At 42.2% G+C, this 17,633-nt stretch carries 20 protein-coding genes; 12 read left to right on the plus strand and 8 right to left on the minus strand.

Going from position 1 to position 17,633, the window contains the following annotated elements; genetic code table 11:
* The first annotated feature begins 148 nt into the window (after positions 1-148).
* Entirely contained in the window at positions 149-742 is a 594-nt protein-coding gene (locus tag ACTJKG_RS23215; protein ID WP_172336779.1) for a helix-turn-helix domain-containing protein, read from the plus strand.
* A gap of 104 nt (positions 743-846) precedes the next feature.
* Here the strand turns inward: ACTJKG_RS23215 and ACTJKG_RS23220 are convergent, their stop codons facing one another.
* On the minus strand, positions 847-1,011 hold the full coding sequence (locus ACTJKG_RS23220) for a hypothetical protein (RefSeq protein ID WP_440740528.1): 165 nt from the start codon (positions 1,009-1,011) through the stop codon (positions 847-849).
* A 421-nt stretch (positions 1,012-1,432) separates the two neighbouring features.
* On the opposite strand from ACTJKG_RS23220, the gene ACTJKG_RS23225 reads away from it, so the two are divergent.
* From ACTJKG_RS23225 to ACTJKG_RS23245, 5 genes are all read left to right on the plus strand, one after another.
* Positions 1,433-2,359 carry a hydroxypyruvate isomerase family protein gene (locus ACTJKG_RS23225; protein WP_440740529.1) on the plus strand — a complete coding sequence of 309 codons (927 nt, stop codon included), beginning with the start codon at positions 1,433-1,435 and terminating at the stop codon, positions 2,357-2,359.
* Positions 2,360-2,605: 246 nt separating this feature from the next.
* A complete protein-coding gene (locus ACTJKG_RS23230; RefSeq protein ID WP_440740530.1) occupies positions 2,606-3,778 on the plus strand; it encodes a M28 family metallopeptidase in 1,173 nt (390 codons plus the stop codon).
* A 105-nt stretch (positions 3,779-3,883) separates the two neighbouring features.
* On the plus strand, positions 3,884-4,435 hold the full coding sequence (locus ACTJKG_RS23235; protein WP_172336776.1) for a GNAT family N-acetyltransferase: 552 nt from the start codon (positions 3,884-3,886) through the stop codon (positions 4,433-4,435).
* Positions 4,436-4,578: 143 nt separating this feature from the next.
* A complete protein-coding gene (locus tag ACTJKG_RS23240) occupies positions 4,579-4,794 on the plus strand; it encodes a hypothetical protein (protein WP_166088316.1) in 216 nt (71 codons plus the stop codon).
* A gap of 273 nt (positions 4,795-5,067) precedes the next feature.
* On the plus strand, positions 5,068-5,361 hold the full coding sequence (locus tag ACTJKG_RS23245) for a hypothetical protein (protein ID WP_172336775.1): 294 nt from the start codon (positions 5,068-5,070) through the stop codon (positions 5,359-5,361).
* Positions 5,362-5,377: 16 nt separating this feature from the next.
* On the opposite strand, the gene ACTJKG_RS23250 is transcribed toward ACTJKG_RS23245, so the two are convergent.
* From ACTJKG_RS23250 to ACTJKG_RS23275, 6 genes are all read right to left on the minus strand, one after another.
* Entirely contained in the window at positions 5,378-5,851 is a 474-nt protein-coding gene (locus ACTJKG_RS23250) for a CYTH domain-containing protein (protein ID WP_440740531.1), read from the minus strand.
* A gap of 55 nt (positions 5,852-5,906) precedes the next feature.
* A complete protein-coding gene (locus tag ACTJKG_RS23255; protein WP_172336773.1) occupies positions 5,907-6,491 on the minus strand; it encodes an O-methyltransferase in 585 nt (194 codons plus the stop codon).
* A 119-nt stretch (positions 6,492-6,610) separates the two neighbouring features.
* Entirely contained in the window at positions 6,611-7,018 is a 408-nt protein-coding gene (locus tag ACTJKG_RS23260; RefSeq protein WP_172336772.1) for a hypothetical protein, read from the minus strand.
* 115 nt (positions 7,019-7,133) lie between these two features.
* Positions 7,134-8,549, minus strand: coding sequence for a serine hydrolase domain-containing protein (locus ACTJKG_RS23265; RefSeq protein ID WP_440740532.1), 1,416 nt, complete (start codon positions 8,547-8,549; stop codon positions 7,134-7,136).
* A gap of 94 nt (positions 8,550-8,643) precedes the next feature.
* Complete coding sequence (locus tag ACTJKG_RS23270; RefSeq protein ID WP_440740533.1) at positions 8,644-9,588, minus strand: nitrilase family protein; 945 nt, start codon at positions 9,586-9,588, stop codon at positions 8,644-8,646.
* Positions 9,589-9,667: 79 nt separating this feature from the next.
* Positions 9,668-10,465 carry an AraC family transcriptional regulator gene (locus tag ACTJKG_RS23275; RefSeq protein WP_440740534.1) on the minus strand — a complete coding sequence of 266 codons (798 nt, stop codon included), beginning with the start codon at positions 10,463-10,465 and terminating at the stop codon, positions 9,668-9,670.
* Positions 10,466-10,674: 209 nt separating this feature from the next.
* Here ACTJKG_RS23275 and ACTJKG_RS23280 point away from each other — a divergent pair, with 209 nt between their 5' ends.
* The 4 genes from ACTJKG_RS23280 (at position 10,675) to ACTJKG_RS23295 (ending at position 15,286) form a co-directional block, all read left to right on the plus strand.
* Positions 10,675-11,259 carry an outer membrane beta-barrel protein gene (locus ACTJKG_RS23280; protein ID WP_172336768.1) on the plus strand — a complete coding sequence of 195 codons (585 nt, stop codon included), beginning with the start codon at positions 10,675-10,677 and terminating at the stop codon, positions 11,257-11,259.
* Positions 11,260-11,533: 274 nt separating this feature from the next.
* Positions 11,534-14,254: a carboxypeptidase regulatory-like domain-containing protein gene (locus ACTJKG_RS23285; RefSeq protein WP_172336767.1), complete on the plus strand. Its 2,721-nt coding sequence runs from the start codon at positions 11,534-11,536 to the stop codon at positions 14,252-14,254.
* Between the two features lie 173 nt (positions 14,255-14,427).
* Positions 14,428-14,832, plus strand: coding sequence for a DUF1761 domain-containing protein (locus ACTJKG_RS23290; RefSeq protein ID WP_440740535.1), 405 nt, complete (start codon positions 14,428-14,430; stop codon positions 14,830-14,832).
* A gap of 67 nt (positions 14,833-14,899) precedes the next feature.
* Positions 14,900-15,286 (plus strand): hypothetical protein, encoded by a 387-nt coding sequence (locus tag ACTJKG_RS23295; RefSeq protein ID WP_172336765.1) that lies wholly within the window; start codon positions 14,900-14,902, stop codon positions 15,284-15,286.
* A 14-nt stretch (positions 15,287-15,300) separates the two neighbouring features.
* Here the strand turns inward: ACTJKG_RS23295 and ACTJKG_RS23300 are convergent, their stop codons facing one another.
* Positions 15,301-15,732 (minus strand): DUF6526 family protein, encoded by a 432-nt coding sequence (locus ACTJKG_RS23300; protein WP_172336764.1) that lies wholly within the window; start codon positions 15,730-15,732, stop codon positions 15,301-15,303.
* 152 nt (positions 15,733-15,884) lie between these two features.
* Here ACTJKG_RS23300 and ACTJKG_RS23305 point away from each other — a divergent pair, with 152 nt between their 5' ends.
* Both ACTJKG_RS23305 and ACTJKG_RS23310 read left to right on the plus strand, forming a co-directional pair.
* A complete protein-coding gene (locus tag ACTJKG_RS23305; RefSeq protein ID WP_440740536.1) occupies positions 15,885-16,742 on the plus strand; it encodes an aldo/keto reductase in 858 nt (285 codons plus the stop codon).
* Positions 16,743-16,820: 78 nt separating this feature from the next.
* Positions 16,821-17,240, plus strand: coding sequence for a hypothetical protein (locus ACTJKG_RS23310; protein ID WP_172336762.1), 420 nt, complete (start codon positions 16,821-16,823; stop codon positions 17,238-17,240).
* Positions 17,241-17,633: the final 393 nt, after the last annotated feature.

The raw sequence follows: 17,633 nt of genomic DNA on the forward strand, positions 1-17,633 counted from the left end.
GCGTGCAGACATAATTGCCGTACAATTGCCGTAAGAAAATGAAGATACCGGAGCAGTTTTGGCGCAAATGCCGTATAAATGCCGTAAGCATGTCGCAAGGAAATTTAAACCGGTAAAATACCTTTGCTCCATATCAAACAATTAAAAAATGAAAGAAACCGACCTATCCAAAAAGATTAAAGAATTACGTATCCGTTTGGGCTTAAGCCAGGACCAGTTAGCTACCGCATCACAACTCAATTTAAGAACAGTACAAAGGGTTGAAAACGGCGAGACCGAACCAAGGGGCGATACGCTGAAACGCTTGGCCAATGCTTTAAATGTTACCCCGAATGACCTTATAGAATGGACCGAAAAGGAAGACCGGGGCTTTTTAACTTTTTTAAATTTATCTGCATTAGCTTTTTTCGCGTTCCCTTTGTTGGGTGTTATTGTACCGCTTGCCTTGTATATGCTCAAGAAAGATAAAATAAAGCATATTGATTATACAGGCAAAAAAATACTCAACTTTCAAATATCCTGGTGCTTACTGATATTTGCGGGTTATATCCTGTTCATAGTTATGTTTGTGTTTCACATTACACCTATCCACATGACTTTGGGTATCGGATCATTAGAATCGGCAATGATCGTCCCCTCCATTTTTTATTTATCAAATGCTTGTTTTGTGGTGGTTAACGCTTTCAGGAGTTATCAGGGTAAGCCAGTAGTTTACAAACCGGCTATTCCATTTTTAAGGTAATGCGCTTGCTGCGAAGGCTATAAAATGTGCGGGAAACAGGTACTTTACAATGCTTATGCAGTGTAAACTATAAGTGTTACACTACATACATTGTAAGTTGAAATTTATACTTTCTTTTCGGGCGGGGTCGATACGATCTCGCCAAATTCATTAACGTAAGCCATCATGCTTTCCAGGTCGCTACCGCCGCTATTTTGCTGGCGCTCTTGTTTACGCAGTTCTTTTTCTTCTTTCTTTTTTTGCCTGTTTTTTTCGAGCTGTTTTTTCATGAAGGTTGCTTGCGATTTAGCCATATTGATTAAAAAATTTAGTTAAACAATGCGCTACTCCCGGTTAAAACCTGTAAAACCCTATCAATTAAACAAAAGTTCTGTACCGAACTGAATATGCATGAAGAGGAGGATCATCAATTTAATTTCCGGGCAGCAACGGTATCAGCGGGGATAAAAATGAACCCTGGTCAACAAGGATTGATTAGCGGGTGGCTATATGGGAAATAGCAATAAATTTTCCGTTTGTGATACAAATGTACGATTTTTTGGGGAAAATCACGAATGTGTTCATCCTGAAAGTTTGAAGGCGCCCCTATCTGCTATTTGAGTTAAAAGCAACTCGCTGCGGACAACAGTACTCCAAACCCAAAATCACATCTTTTTTTTATATTGCTGCCTCAAATCCCAATTACCTATTATGAAACGCAGAAACTTTGTGCAAAACTCTGTACTGGCAGGTGCATCACTATTAACAACCGGGCTTTTAAAAACAGATCCCGCGGCAGCGGCAACCTCCGCCCCCGATAACGGTAAACCTTTTCATTTAAACTATGGCATTCATGATGGTATGTTTAAAAACCATGCCGGCGACGATTTTATTGATCAGATCAAATTTGCATATGACCAGGGCTTTCGTAGTATTGAAGATAACGGGATGGCCCGCCGGCCGGTTGATCAGCAGAAAAAAATTGGCGATACGCTGGCCAAACTGGGCATGGCCATGGGTGTTTTTGTACAACCCGGTTTAGGTAACGATACCAACCTGCTGGCATCGGGCAAAGCCGAATACCTGGATAAGTTTATTGCCAGCTGTAAAGAAGCCGTTGAGGTGGCCAAACGCATCAATGGTAAGCTGGTTACCGTTGTTCCGGGCGATTTTGTGCGTAACCTGCCCATCGGTATACAAACGGGCAATGTAATTGAAGCACTAAAAAAAGGCACCGCCATTATTGAACCTCATGGCCTGGTAATGGTACTGGAACCCCTGAGTGATAATCCCGACTTGTTTTTACGTACGCCCGATCAGGCTTATGCCATCTGTAAGGCGATAGGCAGCCCCTCTTGTAAAATTCTGTATGATATGTATCACGTACAGCGCAACCAGGGTAATATCATCCCCACCCTTGATTGGGTTTATGACGAAATTGGTTATTACCAGATTGGCGATAATCCCGGTCGTAAAGAACCCGGCACGGGCGAGGTTAATTACAAAAACATATTCAAACATATTTATGATAAAGGCTATAAGGGCGTGCTGGGTATGGAACATGGCACGGCAGGTGCCGGTAAAGAAGGCGAGCTAGCCCTGATCAAAGCCTACCGCGAAGTCGATAGTTTTATATAACCGGGCTAACTATAAAAGATGAAAGTAACTATTCCGGTGAATAGTTATGATTTGTTTAAATGGAATTTTCAAGAAAGGGCGTGTGCGATTCCCCTCTTGAGAGGGGTGGAGGGGTGTGTTTTACTGAGCTGATGAATAAACACACCCCTGCCACCGCGCAAATCCAGCACACCCCCTCTCAAGAGGGGAGCCAACACACTTAAAACAGCATTCAATGAATAACAATGTATATATGAATAGTTACAGATGAAATATAAACTTACATTTCTGTTATTGCTAACTGTCAACTGCCTGCTCGCCCAGGACACCGTATTCGCCCGTAAAATGGTGGATACTTTAACTTCGCCCTGCTTTTGGGGCCGCGGTTATACCAAAGATGGGGTACACAAGGCAGCCGCTTTTTTAGCAGGCCAGTTTAAAACTTATGGTTTAAAACCTATGGACGACAAAAACTACCTGCAGGAGTTTAGCTACCCGGTGAATACATTTCCGGGAAAAATGAAGGTGGCGATCAATAATGTAGAGCTCAGGCCAGGTGTAGATTATATTGTAAGTCCGGATAGTAAAGGGGTAACCGGCGCGGGTAAGCTGGAGCAGGTTGATAGTACACACTTTGTTGATAAGGAAAATCGTGTGGTGCTGTCGCTCCAAGATAAACTCACCTGGTCTGTTGAAGGCAAGGTACTTGATTATACACTGATACAGATGGATAAAAAGTCGGTGAAACAAACACCGGCTTCTATTCAGATCGATATCGAGAACCAATTAATCCCCGATTATAAAACGGCAAACATCTGCGGCATTGTCAAAGGCACCTCCAAACCCGACTCGGTATTGGTTATCACCGCGCATTATGATCATTTAGGGGGCATGGGTGGTAATACTTACTTTCCGGGGGCTAATGATAATGCCAGCGGGGTTACACAATTGTTAAGCCTGGCCAAATACTATGGCGCCCATCCGCAGTGCTATAGCATGGCTTTTATCTGCTTTTCGGGCGAAGAGGCCGGGCTGATGGGCTCTAAATATTTTACCGATAATCCTTTAATTCCATTGAAAAATATCCGCTTCCTGATCAATTTGGATCTTGACGGCACCGGTATTGAAGGCATAACTGTAGTAAACGCTACCGTTTACCCCAAAGAGTTTGCTGCTTTGAAACAAATTAACAGCCAGGGTAATTACCTGGTAAAAGTAAACCCGCGCGGAAAAGCCGCCAACAGCGATCATTATTATTTTACAGAGAAAGGAGTCCCCGCTTTTTTCATATATACCCTGGGTGGCATCAAGGCTTATCATGATGTTTTTGACATCAGCAAAACTTTACCGCTTACCGAATATGCCGATCTGTTTAAGCTCATCCTGAAGTTTAACAGCAGCCTGATGCCTAAACAACGTTCTGCACTATCAGCTAATTAACATGTTCGTGATTCCAGGCGCCCGGTGTCTCCCCCCCCTTTATCATGCAAAATTTCGGCTTTTGTGTTATCTTGAGTCTTGATTCTTAACTCCTTCTTCTCTATTATGCTCGAACTTAACTTCACCCCGTTTCCTGTTCTCAGTACCGAACGTTTGATACTGCGCCGGTTTACTTTTGACGACGCGCCCAGGCTTTTTGAGCTGCGAAAAGATCCGGTTATTATGCAATATATATCCCGCCCGCTCACAAAAACCATTGATGATGCCATTAACCTGATAAAAGTTATTAACGAATTACTAAGCGGCAATAATGGTATTACCTGGTGCATTACACTTAAAGGTGATCATGAGTGCATCGGCAGCATAGGTTTTTGGCGTATTGAGAAAGAGAATTACCGGGCCGAGATAGGATATCTCCTAAATCCGGCCTACCAGGGTATGGGTATCATGCAGGAAGCCATAGAAACCATTATTAATTACGGTTTTGGGCCCATGAGGCTGCACTCCATACAAGCTAATGTAAGTCCGGGCAACCTTGCTTCGATAAAATTGCTTCAAAAAAACAGCTTTGTAAAGGAAGGACACTTCAAAGAAAACCACTTTTTTAACGGTGTATTTGAAGACACTATAGTTTACACGTTATTAACAAAAAATTAAATATGTTAACAAAATATTTACTTCAGGTATTTTGATTTAAAAATTTTTAATGCATGTTTACAGCACAATTACCAATTATAACTAAAGCCGAAACAATTCGGTTTAAATGGGGTTAACAATTATTAAAAACAAAAGAACTTATCATGGCAACAGAAAAAGGAAGCGGCATTACCGCGTATTCAGTAAAAACCAAAACTAAAAATGTACCAATGATCGATCCTGTTATCGACGTAAAATCAGGAAGGTACATAGCCACTGGAAAAGATAGCGCTGGTAATAAAATGGCAGCTATCATGGGCAAAGCAACTGCCGAAGAGCATATCAAAAACGGTAACGCCAAAAAAGGCACTGGCTGGTAAATAGCACAATAAAAGCCCTGGTATCAATAATATCAGGGCTTTTATTATAAATCTATCTCTCCCCTCCTGTTTTCTTCAATTTCGCCCGGCTTCAAAGGGCATTATCTAATAAACTTTAAGCTAAAATTTTACTTACTAAACGATAGTCAATTATTTGACTTTTAGCCTACTTCGGGGGGTTTTACGCAAAAAAAATGGGTGAAAACACCTATTTCCCTTCATTCTCATTTGTTTTAATTTTGTAGAACCTGTTAATTAAAAACGAATGAGCCGATGTCTGTACGTATTCTTTGTATAAAAACCGATGCTAAACTGCACAAAAACCCTTATGTAGCTATTGATTCATTAGAATGGGTAAATGAACGTATTAATGTAAAGGGAGTTACCGAAAGGGCAAAACTTTATGATTGGATAAAGGATGCCGATGGGGATGCCTATATTATTGATGAATATGGCAATAAAACTTCGCTGATCCCTGCTCTTTGTCCGGATGGTAATAAATACGTTAAAACTGTATCTGACGAGTCAATGCCGGATTATTTATTAGCCTTGCCTCAAAGCGCATAAGTTCTGTTTTAAATAATTACCCGTTCCACCTTTTAAACGGATTTACCGATAAAGCCGAATTGTAATATTTTTTGTCGCCGGTAACTTCAACAGTGACCCATGGTGGCAACTTAAACGTTTCCGTTTCATCTTCCAGTTCAATTTCCGCCACCAGCAAACCCTGATTTTCACCCAAAAACTCATCAACTTCCCAAACTTTACCTTCATAAGTAATGCAATAACGGGTCTTTTCCAGCTCTGACGATGCAAAGTTATTCAGCAATTCTCCCCCCTCATTCACGGGGATGGTATATTCATATTCCAACCGGCTGAAACCTTTTGTTTTGCCTTTAATGGTTATATACCCCAATTCGTCGGTAACACGCACCCGGATGGTTTTGATATCGTCACTTAAAATATATCCCTGGCGAAAATGTTTACCCACGGGTTTATGAAGAAGCTGCCACTGTTCGTGATCAACCAGGAACTTGCGTTCAATTTCAATAGCCATAATTTTTATACCTGAGCGGTAAAGATAGAATGAAACAACATTTATTTTAAAGTTATCATACTGCTTTTTTAACCGCTATCACAATGCCGGTGGCCCAGCATTGTTTGGTAAGTACCAGGTCAGTCCGTTGTTCCAGATCTTCAACTAATTTTATAGCTTTTTCGTGATGGCCATCGGGCCAGTTGGGCTGGGGCAGCATATCATCAATAATATATAGCCCACCCGGGTTAAGCATGGCTATGGCCTCATCAAGCAGCAAATATTTACCGTGCCAGGTATCAGCAAAAATATAATCAAATTTTTGATGCTTGTTTTGTTCAAACCAGTCGGCGCCATCAATGCAAACCAGTTCTAATCGCTTATCATCACCCAAAAACTGATTGGCAATGGCTAAAAAAGGGGCATCGTTATCAATGGAAATAAGTGAGGACGCATTATCCATCCCATCCAATATCCATGAAGTGGATAAACCTGTACCCGTACCCAGCTCCAGGAATTTACCGCCAGGCTTTGCAGCAGCCAGCGTTTTTAGTAAAGAGCAGGTTAAAGGATCAGATGCCATGGTAAAACCCGATTCGATAGTGGCTTTATCAATATCGGTATACGATTGGGGATAAGGTTGTTTGATGTCCTGGTTCATGGGATAGCAGTTTAGATTATGCTTGTTTACTTTTACAAGTATAACCAACAAAATCATAACTTAAAACAAATTAAGATATATTTTATACCAAAAACCACTTTAGTATTTTGAATTTAAAATCAAAATATCAATTTCAGTAATAACGGGATCACAATAATGCCTATGGTTATCAAAAAATACTTGCGGTACAACTCCCCCCTGCTATCGCGATATATTCTTAAAAGGTTGTTATAGCGTTGATTATAAAAAATCAGTAAATAATTAAGTATTACAAAAGGTACAAAAAAAGTAAACGCTCCTGCAAAAAAGGTATTCAGTGCCCGCTCCCGGAAAATATTCAGGCTCAAAACTACCGGCACGGCGCGGTGTGTAATTATCCGGATCAGAAAAATAAAGGTTAATAAATTGATACCCTGCAAAATAGACATTGGAATTATGGTAAATGCTTTCCAACTGCCCTGCTCTCCTTTTTTGGATCTTTCTACCGTAATAGCGTCAACCCATATCCTGTAATATGTATCCAACATGGTCAATAATTTTTGATTCCTTTATTATTAACCTAAACACCAGGCATAGGTTTTAATAAATGTTGGCGACTAAAATCTAAGGCCGTACAAGCCCGTTAATTTTACAACGCTGCATTTATTTTTTATTAAATGAAGGCAGGATGTATTTACTGATCAGCTCATCTGATGGAGATTTGGAGTTATAATTACCGCCGGTTATGGCAACAACCAAGTCCTGATCTGGGAAAATGTATATTTTTTGACCACCGTTACCCTGTGCCGCCTTGCCATAATAACGTACACCGCCATCGGCGTCGAGGTATTTTAGCCACCAGAGATATCCATAATCAACACCCTGTACTACGGAATGTTTCCGGAACGATTCTGTTACCCATTCGGCAGGAATAACCTGTTTCTTATTCCAGACTCCTTTATTAAGATATAACAGGCCAAATTTGGCCATATCGCGCGGGTGCAGGTAAATTTGGCAATATTCATTAATATTTGACCGGTCGGGTTTAAAATTCCATTTGTAACCGGTAATGCCCAGCGGACCAAAAAGATTCTTTTGGCCATATACGGGCAGATCCATATGCGTAGTTTTCTCTACTATCCGGCCTAAGGTGATGGGATTACCAGAGCAGTACCGGCCATCGTTACCCGGCTTATCGATCATCGGCAGATCGAGCGTAAACTTCACCCAATCGTCAGATGCGTCCATGGCTTCCTCAGCACCTGCCGATTTGGGGTTACTTACATCACAATCCAAACCGCTTTGATTGGCCAGCATATTTTCAACAGTAATTGTTTTCTTGATATCGGTATTATTGGCCAGGTTGTATTCCGGAAAATAAGAAACCACCCGCTCGTTTTTACTCTTGATAAATCCCTGGTGAATAGCAATGCCGGTAAGTGCCGATACGATACTTTTAGTTGCCGAGCGCATTTCCTGCAGGCTATCTTTGGTATACTCGTAAAAATACTCTTCAAATACCAGTTTGCCGCCTTTTATAATTAGAACGCTGTGCACATTAGGGTATTGGCCGCGCACAATTTTGTTCATCATTTTATCAAGCAAAGCGGTGTCCAAACCAACTGCGGTGGCATCTCCAGGTTGCAAACCATCCTTAAATTTACCTGGAGTAGTATATTTATACTGATAGGTTTTAACGTCGGCACCCATTTTAGGATACCACATTTTTGGCGAAAATTTAACACTGCGGGCAATGAGCCTATTAGTATCGTTACCTTTGGCGTATCCTATGATCTGGCTGGATGAATTCCTTAAAAAAGTGATCTTATTTTTGCCAACGTCTGTAAAAACATCTTTATCCGCGCTTTTTAATGGATAAACGCTTAATTTAATAATAGCAACCAAACAAGTATCAACCGGCGAGGCAGCGATTGTTAACTTATCCTCCTTACCATATTGGTAAACACCTTCATACTCTTTTAATTGCTGATAGCTTATTTTATAGGATCGTTGTGCAAATGCGAATCCTGTTGTTAACAAAAAAAAAAATGCGAATAAGGAGGTTTTTAGGTTTCTCATGTTTCAGGGTTGGTTGGGGTTTGGTTTAGTATGGCTATCGTAAATAAGGGCGTTATATGTCCCTCATTTACGTTGCTAATATTAGCCATATTTATTATTTATACCAAACCACCTTTTGTTGGCTCTGATGTTCCTTTCCAATAATATCCCGATACAGTTCGGGTCTCCGGGCCTTAATATACCGGTAACCACCAGCCATTGTTAATTGATCAGCACTTATATCGGCTATAACAAATTCATTATCCAGCGACCGGCACTCAGCTATAATATCGCCATAAGGATCAATAATCATAGAGCAGCCATTTTTAAGCTGATCATCGTCCATACCTATAGGGTTGGAGAAAACTGCATAAACCGCGTTATCATAGGCCCGGGCGGGCAGCCATTTCATGAGCCAGGCGCGGCCTTTAAGGCTATCAAACTCCCCGCGTAATTGTTTGGCGTTGGCAGTTTTATCCTTCCAGAGTGTGGCATCAACAAAACCGGCACCGGGACGGGTAGATGGCGTGCACATGGTTACATGCGGCATAAAAATAATATCGGCGCCCAGCAACTTGGTAGCCCTCACATTTTCAATAATGTTATTGTCATAACAGATTAAGATGCCGCATTTCCATCCCAAAATTTCAAAAACGGTATAGCTATCTCCCGGTTGTAAATGCGGGTTGATGAATGGATGCAGCTTGCGATGTTTGGCAACCAGGCCATTTTTATCAACGCACACATAAGGTTTAAACAGGTTATCATTCTCGTCTTTTTCAAACAGACCGGCCAGTATAATGATGTTAAATTCCCGGGCATAAGCAGTAAGTTCGGCTATACTTTCTCCTCCGGGTACCACTTCGGCCAGGTCAAGCATCTGCTGTTTATCCAGGTGCCGGGCAAAAGTATAACCGGTAATGGAGCATTCATGAAAGGCGATCACATCAGCACCCTGCTCCGCCGCTTTTTGCGACATTTGTTTGATAACAGATAGATTATAAGCCTTGTCGCCACTTTTGTTTTCGAATTGCGCGGTAGCTATTTTCAGATTTTTCATAAGCCTTGTGTTTATATACAGCAAAGCTATGCCTGCTTTTAAAGACCACCTTGTAAAAAACCGACAATCATGAAAGCTGCTATACCTGCATGAAATTAATAGCCAGCAGCTTATTGGCTTTGTAAGCCGATGGGGTTATCCCGATATTCTTTTTAAAATGGTTATTCAGATGTGCCTGGTCATAATAACCACTCTCATAAGCCGCATCGGCAATTCTTGTACCTGGCGAACTATTTTGGAGGCTCTTTAAAAAATACTGCAGCTTTACAGTGGCCGAGAAGCGCTTAGGACTTATTCCAATATACTGGTTAAACCTACGTTCAAGCTGTTTTTCGGTTATGGGTAGTACCTCCAACAAATTGGAGATAATTATATTGCCCCTATGGCTATCGATCAGCTTTAAAGCGGCTGTAAGGATTTTATCGGGGTATTGCACATTGGCCAGCTTTGCGGATATAAAGGCTTCAATATGGCCAACTTTACTTTTGATATCAACAGCGTTCAAAACCCTATCCTCCAGATCCGCTCCATCAGTTTTAAAAAGCTCGTTTAATTTGATGCGGCAGTCATTCAATTCAAACGAGGCCATACCCAGCAAAGCATTAATACCATAAGGCTGTAATACAACTACCAGTATACCTAATTTACCTGTTGATATGAGGTTTTTGTATTGCGTTATCTGCCCGTAAACAAAACTACGCGAGTGGGCATATACCTGCCCTTCGGTCTGTTCAACCATCGGCGATTTGAAATAAAAAACCATACCGGGGTTGCCATCTGAGAACAAACGATAATTCAATTGCCCACCGAAATCGTTTTCCAACAACAAATAATGTTTAACAATATGGGAAAGATGTGGCGATGGGGGTATTTGCATAACAAACCTGGCAAGAAAGTAAAATTACATTTTTTAATTGCTAAAACTCCAATCAGCCTTATGATGTTGTACACATTAACAATGTTTACACGCACATGATTTTTAACCCGCTGCTCAAAATCATCTTGAATTGAATACCTTAGCCCTATCTTATTATAAACATCCTATGAAACCATCGTGAGCCCCAGCTCCGCAAACAAATTACGCTAATGAAAATCAAACTCATCCTTGCCTTACTTATTTTATCAAGCACACAGGTCTGGTCTCAGTCAAAAAATAATATATCCTTGTACTTTGGAGCAGCTGTTAATGATGTAAACATTCACAGCGGCGGTGGCGATTACGATTACAAATCAAAAAGCGGAAGCATTGTGGGCTTTGGGTATACCTATAATTTAACCAACTCCTTTGCCCTGGAAACAGGCTTGCAATACTCCAGCAATAAACTTTTGTTAAGCAATAATGTTCCGGCCAAAGGATATGTCATTAGCACGGGCAGGGCTAAACTGATCACTATACCTGTTTATGGAAAATATACTTTTTTAAAATACCTGTATGTGAATGCCGGGGTCCTGGTCGACTTTGATTTTGGTCACGATAATGATACCGGGATAAATGAGCAAAAAGGCATAGGCGCAGAGATAGGCATTGGGGGTAAATATAGTTTTGACCAGATAACTGTTTTTATAAACCCGTTTTTTGTGGAGCACCGGCTGATAGGGTTTAATCGTAACGGCCAGATTAACAGCCTGGAAAACGCCGGTGTAAAATTTGGTGTGGGGTACAGTTTTTAAGGATTTCCCTTAACAAAAAATCAAGCCGCATAATCGACTCCCCCAACAAGTAACAATGATGTTATGATGCTCCCCTGTGCAACATATTGGTTATAACTTTTCGTTGATACATAAAAACCCATAGTTTTGCATGTTGCCTGTGCCGCAAACGGATAAATTGAACAGCATTCAAATTTACCCCGATTGTAAAAAAATGTTAAATGGCAAGCCCGTTCGGCACGCTGCAACCCTAAATGTTTATATTAGCCCCAGTTAGCCGCTTTATATTATATTAATGATATCAAGAAAATTTTTACTCATCGTTTCCCTGTTATTCTCAATTAGTTTTGCTGCTTCGGCACAACAGGATAGCATCCCTTTAAATACGCTTATTCAAAAAACTGCGAAATTTCAAAGCAGTTACCCTATCGAAAAAGTTTATCTGCATTTGGATAAGCCCTATTATGCCGTAGGCGATACCATTTGGTTTAAGGCCTATGTAACGGTCGAAAAACATCAGCCATCAGGTTTAAGCGGTATTGTTTACGTAGATATCATCAACAGCCAGGACTCCATCATGGATAACCTGCGTTTGCCGGTTAAAAACGGCTTTGCCAACGGAAGTATTACCCTCACCGGCGATACCTATAAACAGGGGCCCTACCGTATCAGGGCGTATACCAACTGGATGCGCAATTTTGATCCGGATTACTTTTATGATCATACCATTAATGTAGGTAACGCCATCGACAACCAGGTGAATACTTTTATCAGCTATAAAAGTTCGGCCAAAAAAGGAACGGTAAAAGTTGATGCGGATATCCTTTATAAAGATCCTACAAACACGCCTTATGCCAATAAAAAAGTAAGCTGGCAATTGGTACGCAACGGCGATGCTATAACCAAGGGCAGCGGTCGTACCGATGATAAGGGCCACTTACAGGTTGATATACCCGAAAATGAGGCTGCTACCATTACATCCAGTTCGTTGGTAACTGCCATTGATATGGGCGAACGTAAATCGGTTACCAATTCATTTTCTTTAAAAGGAGCGGTAACCGCTTATGATGTACAGTTTTTCCCCGAGAGCGGACAGCTTACTAATGGCATACGTTCCAAAATAGCCTTTAAAGCTATCAACTCTAAAGGATTAGGCGTTGATGTAAAAGGCACTATAAATGACGATCAGGGTACGGTTATGGCCAGTTTTACCTCCGCGCATTTGGGTATGGGCGTATGTGCCTTCACGCCCGAAAGTGGCAAAACCTACACCGCAAATGTTACTTTCCCCAATGGTTCTACGGGTACTTATAAGCTTCCGAGGGTACAGGCTATGGGTATAAATCTATCAGTATCCAGTCCCGATGCCGATAACCTGAACGTTAAAATATCGGCCAACGAATTATTTTTACAACGCAAACAAAATAAGAGCTTTTACCTGGTGGCACAAAGCGGCGGTGTTATTTACTATGCCGCCCAAACCGTATTGCAAAATGCCACTTATACCGCCAATGTACCCAAAAACAAGTTCCCTACAGGTATTGTACAGTTCACCCTGTTCTCATCAGGAGGTTACGCCTTGTGCGAACGCGTTGCTTTTGTACAGCATAACGACCTGCTGAACCTGGCTTTAAAACCCGATAAACCATCGTATACCACCCGGCAAAATGTGCGGATAGCAGTATCGGCAAAAAACAGCGCCGCCCCTGTTGAAGGCAGCTTTTCTGTAGCGGTGCTTGATGATACCAGCGTGCCTACCAGCGAAGACGCGGAGTCGACCATATTAAGCAACCTGCTGCTTACATCCGATCTGAAAGGATATATCGAAAAACCGAATTATTATTTCAATAAACCCGACCAGGAAAAACTGGATAACCTGGATATATTGATGCTTACCCAGGGCTACCGCCGGTTCTCATACGAGGATATACTTGCCGATAAAAACCCGCCTATCTTCATCGCACCAGAGCAGGGCATCGAGGTATCGGGTATATTAAGAACCAATACAGGCTTACCGGTAGGCAAAGGCAGTATACGTCTGCTGATACCAGATCGTAATTTTTCGGCAGAAACCATAACAGACCTCTCGGGTAATTTTAAGTTCAGCAATGTGGTGGTGATGGATACTTCTAAAATAACCCTGAGCGCCCGTAATAATCCGAATGGCAAAAATATGGTAATCAGCGTGAACGGCGAATTGTATCAGAAATTAACCAAGAACCCCAACCAGCCCGACGAAATTGTAAATATCGACAGCGCGATGCGCCCATACCTGGATAACAGCCGCAGGCAGTATCAAAACTCCCGCGTGTTGAAAGAGGTAGTAGTTAAATCAACCAAGTTCGAGAAAAAACCAAGCCATAACGACTATGGTACATTTGCGGGTTTGCCCGGCCAGGCCGATCATGAAATATCTGGCGACCAGTTAAAGGATTGCCCCCTGCTGATTAACTGTTTAAGCACTATGGCTTTTGGTTTAACTTATGTAGACAATAACTTTTATATCACCCGTGATTATAATGCAGGTAAAAAAATACCTGTGCAGATATATGTGGGCAGTATGCCGGTTGATGTGAACTTTTTAGCAACCATTACCGGTGCCGAAGTAGCATCTGTAGAAATATTTCTGACCGACGGCGTGAGCGGCATTAACCGCATGAATCAAACCAATGGTATTCTGTTGATCAATAAAAAAGTGATCAAAAAGCAAAAAATAACAATGGCCCAACTGCAGGCGCTTATTCCTAAGCAAAACGTGGTGACTTTTGCCGTACAGGGTTATAGCAAATCCAAAGAGTTTTACATGCCAAAATATGATGTAACCAAACAAAGCTCGCTTGGTGCCGATCTGCGTAACACCATTTACTGGAACCCTAAAGTGATAACCGATAAAAACGGTGTAGCCTCATTCAACTTTTTCAACAGTGATGCCCGTGGCTCATACCGCATAGTTATTGAAGGTCTGGATGCCGAAGGCGATCTTGGCCGGCAGGTAATGCACATCCAGGTGAAATAAACCTCACCCCAACCCTCTCCAAAGTAGAGGGAGTTAAAATAAAAAATTTATCAAAAGCCCTTTCCCTTGGAATGGGCTTTTTTGCATCTGGCGCGATAAGTATTCATCCGCAAATGTGTATATATCAATAAGAATTAATTTCCTTATATTAGAATACACATAAACTTATCATTATGGACATTTCTCACATTAACTTGCTGGCTGTAGTTGTGGCCGGTATATCAGCATTTTTAGTTGGCGGCATTTGGTACTCTCCCTTGCTGTTTGCCAATCCCTGGATGGCCGATAACAAATTCACCACCGATGAAGTAAAAGCCTCCAACAAGGCCCGCATCTTTGGGTTTTCGGCTATATTTTCCATCATCATGGCAGTTAACCTGGGCATGTTTCTGGCTGATGCCAAAACCGATGTATCCTGGGGTGCTACAGCTGGTTCACTGGCCGGGGTCTGGACCTTCTGCGCCATTGCCATACAAGGCCTTTTTGAACTAAAAAGCTGGCGACTGATTTTTATTAATGGCGGCTACAGCCTGGTATCGCTAACCCTCATGGGCACCATTATAGGTTGGTGGAGATAGACGATGAGAAATCCCAAATCTAAACCCGAAATCCTAACTTTTAGGAGCCAATATCTAAATTTACAATATGGATGCAAGGACGCAGACTATACTGAATTTGTTTCATGAGTCGTGGACAGAAACATTATTGCGATATGATGATCTCATCACCAATTACTCCGGTTTTGAACGGTTTAAACCTTTAAGAGAATTTATTTTAAAACTGCAGGTACAGGGCGAGGATAAATATTTTCGCATTGGTACATCAGTGCATTATCTTATTATCTCCAGATCAGTAAACCATGGGCTACGAACGGATCAAAAGTCCATCAAAATAGATGTAATAAATGAAAATGATTATTACGTAACATTTCGGGATGATACAGTAACCTATCGGGAATACCGGCTCCAAACTCTTGATGATCCCCGAATGTACAAATTACTCAAAACGCTAAAAGATACGCTTGTAGATTAATTCTATAATGCCGTCTACACGCGATGATGGTCTGCCCTCCAGTTTCTGATAGCTCTTTTAATTTCGGCAGGTGAAAGATTTTCTTTTATCACCTTTTCTGTTAGCGGGATCAGCTCATCATCTGGTGCGAAACGCAGGGCAGCTATTTGGGCTATGGTAAGCCGGCTATCCAGCGGCTGGCGTGTGAGTATAAAATAACGCAACCCTTCTTCGGCACGTATGGCCCTGTCCTGCGCTTTTAGCGGGAACATACGCACAAACAAGCTCATCAACAAACAGCAACCAAAAAGCAGCAGGATAAGCAATGCACTCAATAAATTGGCCGAATGCCATTGCAATACTACATTAACGGCCGAAACGATCAATCCAAAAATGAGCATGGCGCTCAGCAAATAATGAAATCCTATAACGGTGCGTTTGTGATTGGCCAGGTTTTGTGATGTCATGGTTTATTTTTGAGCGAAAGATACCACTAAATTAATATCCTTGCTCTTTGCTCCAAAAATCCTTATTCCTAACTCATTATTACAATGGTGTTATAATATTTTTAAACAATGCAGCCATATTTGAGTTGATTTTAATAACAACAACTTACACTATGGCAAACACATTTGAAAAAACGTTCACATTAGGTGGCGATTTCACCATAAACCGCCTGGGCTATGGCGCCATGCGCATCACAGGTCAGGGTGTTTGGGGGCCGCCTAAAGATAAGGATGAATGCATCCGTGTACTCAAACGCGCTGTAGAACTCGGGGTAAATTTTATTGATACCGCCGACAGCTATGGCCCCAATGTATCAGAAGAACTGATAGCCGAAGCGCTTGCACCATACCCTGCCGGATTACTTATCGGCACCAAAGGTGGTTTCCTGCGCACAGGCCCTAACCAGTGGAATATCGATTCATCCCCTGCTCACCTGCAGGAAGCCCTCGAGGGTAGCTTAAAACGCCTGAAACAGGACCGTATCGACCTATATCAACTCCACAGGATAGATCCTAAAGTACCCGCCGAAAAAACCTTCGAGTTTTTACAAAAAGCGCAGCAACAAGGCAAGATCAAACATATCGGCTTGTCAGAAGTAAGCGTAGCCGAGATTAAACATGCGCAACAATTTTTCGAGGTGGTATCGGTACAAAACATGTACAGTGTTGATAACCGCAAATGGGAAGCCGAACTGCAATACACCCGCGAACAAAATATCGCCTTTATACCCTGGTACCCACTGGGCGGCGGTAATGTAAAAGGCGAGCAGGTTTTACAGGGCGTGGCCGATAAACACAACGCCACCATTCACCGGGTAGCTTTGAGCTGGCTGTTGCACTATGCACCCAATATCCTGCTTATTCCGGGCACATCAAGCGTGGAGCACCTGGAAGATAACATGCAAGCAGCCGATATCAAGCTTGACGAGGCAGATATGCTTATACTCGAAAGCTTGAATGACATCAAATAAATCACCCTATAAACCGGGTAAATAAAGGGATGCCATAAAATACGGGCATCCTTTTATTTTTGTATTATAATCAAGTACATGAAGAGTAAAGAAGAGATCCTGAACAGCTATAACACCACCGGCAACGATGGCCTCCCTGAGATATCAGCGCCCGACCTGTTGAAAGCCATGGAAGCCTACAAAGACCAATGGGCCGAAGCAGCTTTTATCGCGGCCCGCCAGCTAAAGGATAGCGACTCCGGATACGCGTTTGTCACCTACGCAGATTATGCCAGCCATGCCCTGCAGCAGATTCGCCAGCAAGAGCAAAACCACGACGAATTTGCCGAAGCCATCACCCTGGCCGCCAACAGTGTATTACCACATTTTATACCACACGACCGCTCGGCACAGGAATTCTCGTTCAATTTTGCCATGCAGGGTAAAACCTATACCGCCCTTTATAAAAAAGATGCCGAAGGTTACTGGCAGCTCAACAGTTGGACCGCCGCTATCTGATATTCCAACGATATCGTAGATAACTCAGCCCGTCTATCTTCCGTTTTGCACCTTAAAGTTATTTCTCTCCCGTCAGCAGAACAGCTTCGGGCGAAAGTGGGCAGAACAATGGTGGCCTTGTGCCGCTGTATGGGCATAGCGAACCTTACCTGAAGCGGGGATAATGAGCGAACGAAGTGGAGGTAAGGTTTAGTCCCGATAGCTATCGGGATGGTTCTGCCCGCTTTGCAGGGCTAAGGCCTTGTGCGGCAAAGAAGCATTTCTGCTGACAGCTTTTTTAGTTACTTTTGTGGCGACAAAAGTAAAGGCCCTACCGCGGCCAAGAGCGAGTATACGACATACATTTACGCTCTGTATAGTATGCGATTGCCACGCTTCGCTCGCAATGACATG

It is taken from the genome of Mucilaginibacter sp. 22184 (genome assembly GCF_052045695.1).
Classification (GTDB): domain Bacteria; phylum Bacteroidota; class Bacteroidia; order Sphingobacteriales; family Sphingobacteriaceae; genus Mucilaginibacter.

Excerpts from the sequence above, each read along its gene's own strand:
- ACTJKG_RS23215 (WP_172336779.1), top strand. The coding sequence starts at position 149 with ATGAAAGAAACCGACCTATCCAAAAAGATTAAAGAATTACGTATCCGT.
- ACTJKG_RS23220 (WP_440740528.1), bottom strand. The coding sequence starts at position 1,011 with ATGAAAAAACAGCTCGAAAAAAACAGGCAAAAAAAGAAAGAAGAAAAA.
- ACTJKG_RS23225 (WP_440740529.1), top strand. The coding sequence starts at position 1,433 with ATGAAACGCAGAAACTTTGTGCAAAACTCTGTACTGGCAGGTGCATCA.
- ACTJKG_RS23230 (WP_440740530.1), top strand. The coding sequence starts at position 2,606 with ATGAAATATAAACTTACATTTCTGTTATTGCTAACTGTCAACTGCCTG.
- ACTJKG_RS23235 (WP_172336776.1), top strand. The coding sequence starts at position 3,884 with ATGCTCGAACTTAACTTCACCCCGTTTCCTGTTCTCAGTACCGAACGT.
- ACTJKG_RS23240 (WP_166088316.1), top strand. The coding sequence starts at position 4,579 with ATGGCAACAGAAAAAGGAAGCGGCATTACCGCGTATTCAGTAAAAACC.
- ACTJKG_RS23245 (WP_172336775.1), top strand. The coding sequence starts at position 5,068 with ATGTCTGTACGTATTCTTTGTATAAAAACCGATGCTAAACTGCACAAA.
- ACTJKG_RS23250 (WP_440740531.1), bottom strand. The coding sequence starts at position 5,851 with ATGGCTATTGAAATTGAACGCAAGTTCCTGGTTGATCACGAACAGTGG.
- ACTJKG_RS23255 (WP_172336773.1), bottom strand. The coding sequence starts at position 6,491 with ATGAACCAGGACATCAAACAACCTTATCCCCAATCGTATACCGATATT.
- ACTJKG_RS23260 (WP_172336772.1), bottom strand. The coding sequence starts at position 7,018 with ATGTTGGATACATATTACAGGATATGGGTTGACGCTATTACGGTAGAA.
- ACTJKG_RS23265 (WP_440740532.1), bottom strand. The coding sequence starts at position 8,549 with ATGAGAAACCTAAAAACCTCCTTATTCGCATTTTTTTTTTTGTTAACA.
- ACTJKG_RS23270 (WP_440740533.1), bottom strand. The coding sequence starts at position 9,588 with ATGAAAAATCTGAAAATAGCTACCGCGCAATTCGAAAACAAAAGTGGC.
- ACTJKG_RS23275 (WP_440740534.1), bottom strand. The coding sequence starts at position 10,465 with ATGCAAATACCCCCATCGCCACATCTTTCCCATATTGTTAAACATTAT.
- ACTJKG_RS23280 (WP_172336768.1), top strand. The coding sequence starts at position 10,675 with ATGAAAATCAAACTCATCCTTGCCTTACTTATTTTATCAAGCACACAG.
- ACTJKG_RS23285 (WP_172336767.1), top strand. The coding sequence starts at position 11,534 with ATGATATCAAGAAAATTTTTACTCATCGTTTCCCTGTTATTCTCAATT.
- ACTJKG_RS23290 (WP_440740535.1), top strand. The coding sequence starts at position 14,428 with ATGGACATTTCTCACATTAACTTGCTGGCTGTAGTTGTGGCCGGTATA.
- ACTJKG_RS23295 (WP_172336765.1), top strand. The coding sequence starts at position 14,900 with ATGGATGCAAGGACGCAGACTATACTGAATTTGTTTCATGAGTCGTGG.
- ACTJKG_RS23300 (WP_172336764.1), bottom strand. The coding sequence starts at position 15,732 with ATGACATCACAAAACCTGGCCAATCACAAACGCACCGTTATAGGATTT.
- ACTJKG_RS23305 (WP_440740536.1), top strand. The coding sequence starts at position 15,885 with ATGGCAAACACATTTGAAAAAACGTTCACATTAGGTGGCGATTTCACC.
- ACTJKG_RS23310 (WP_172336762.1), top strand. The coding sequence starts at position 16,821 with ATGAAGAGTAAAGAAGAGATCCTGAACAGCTATAACACCACCGGCAAC.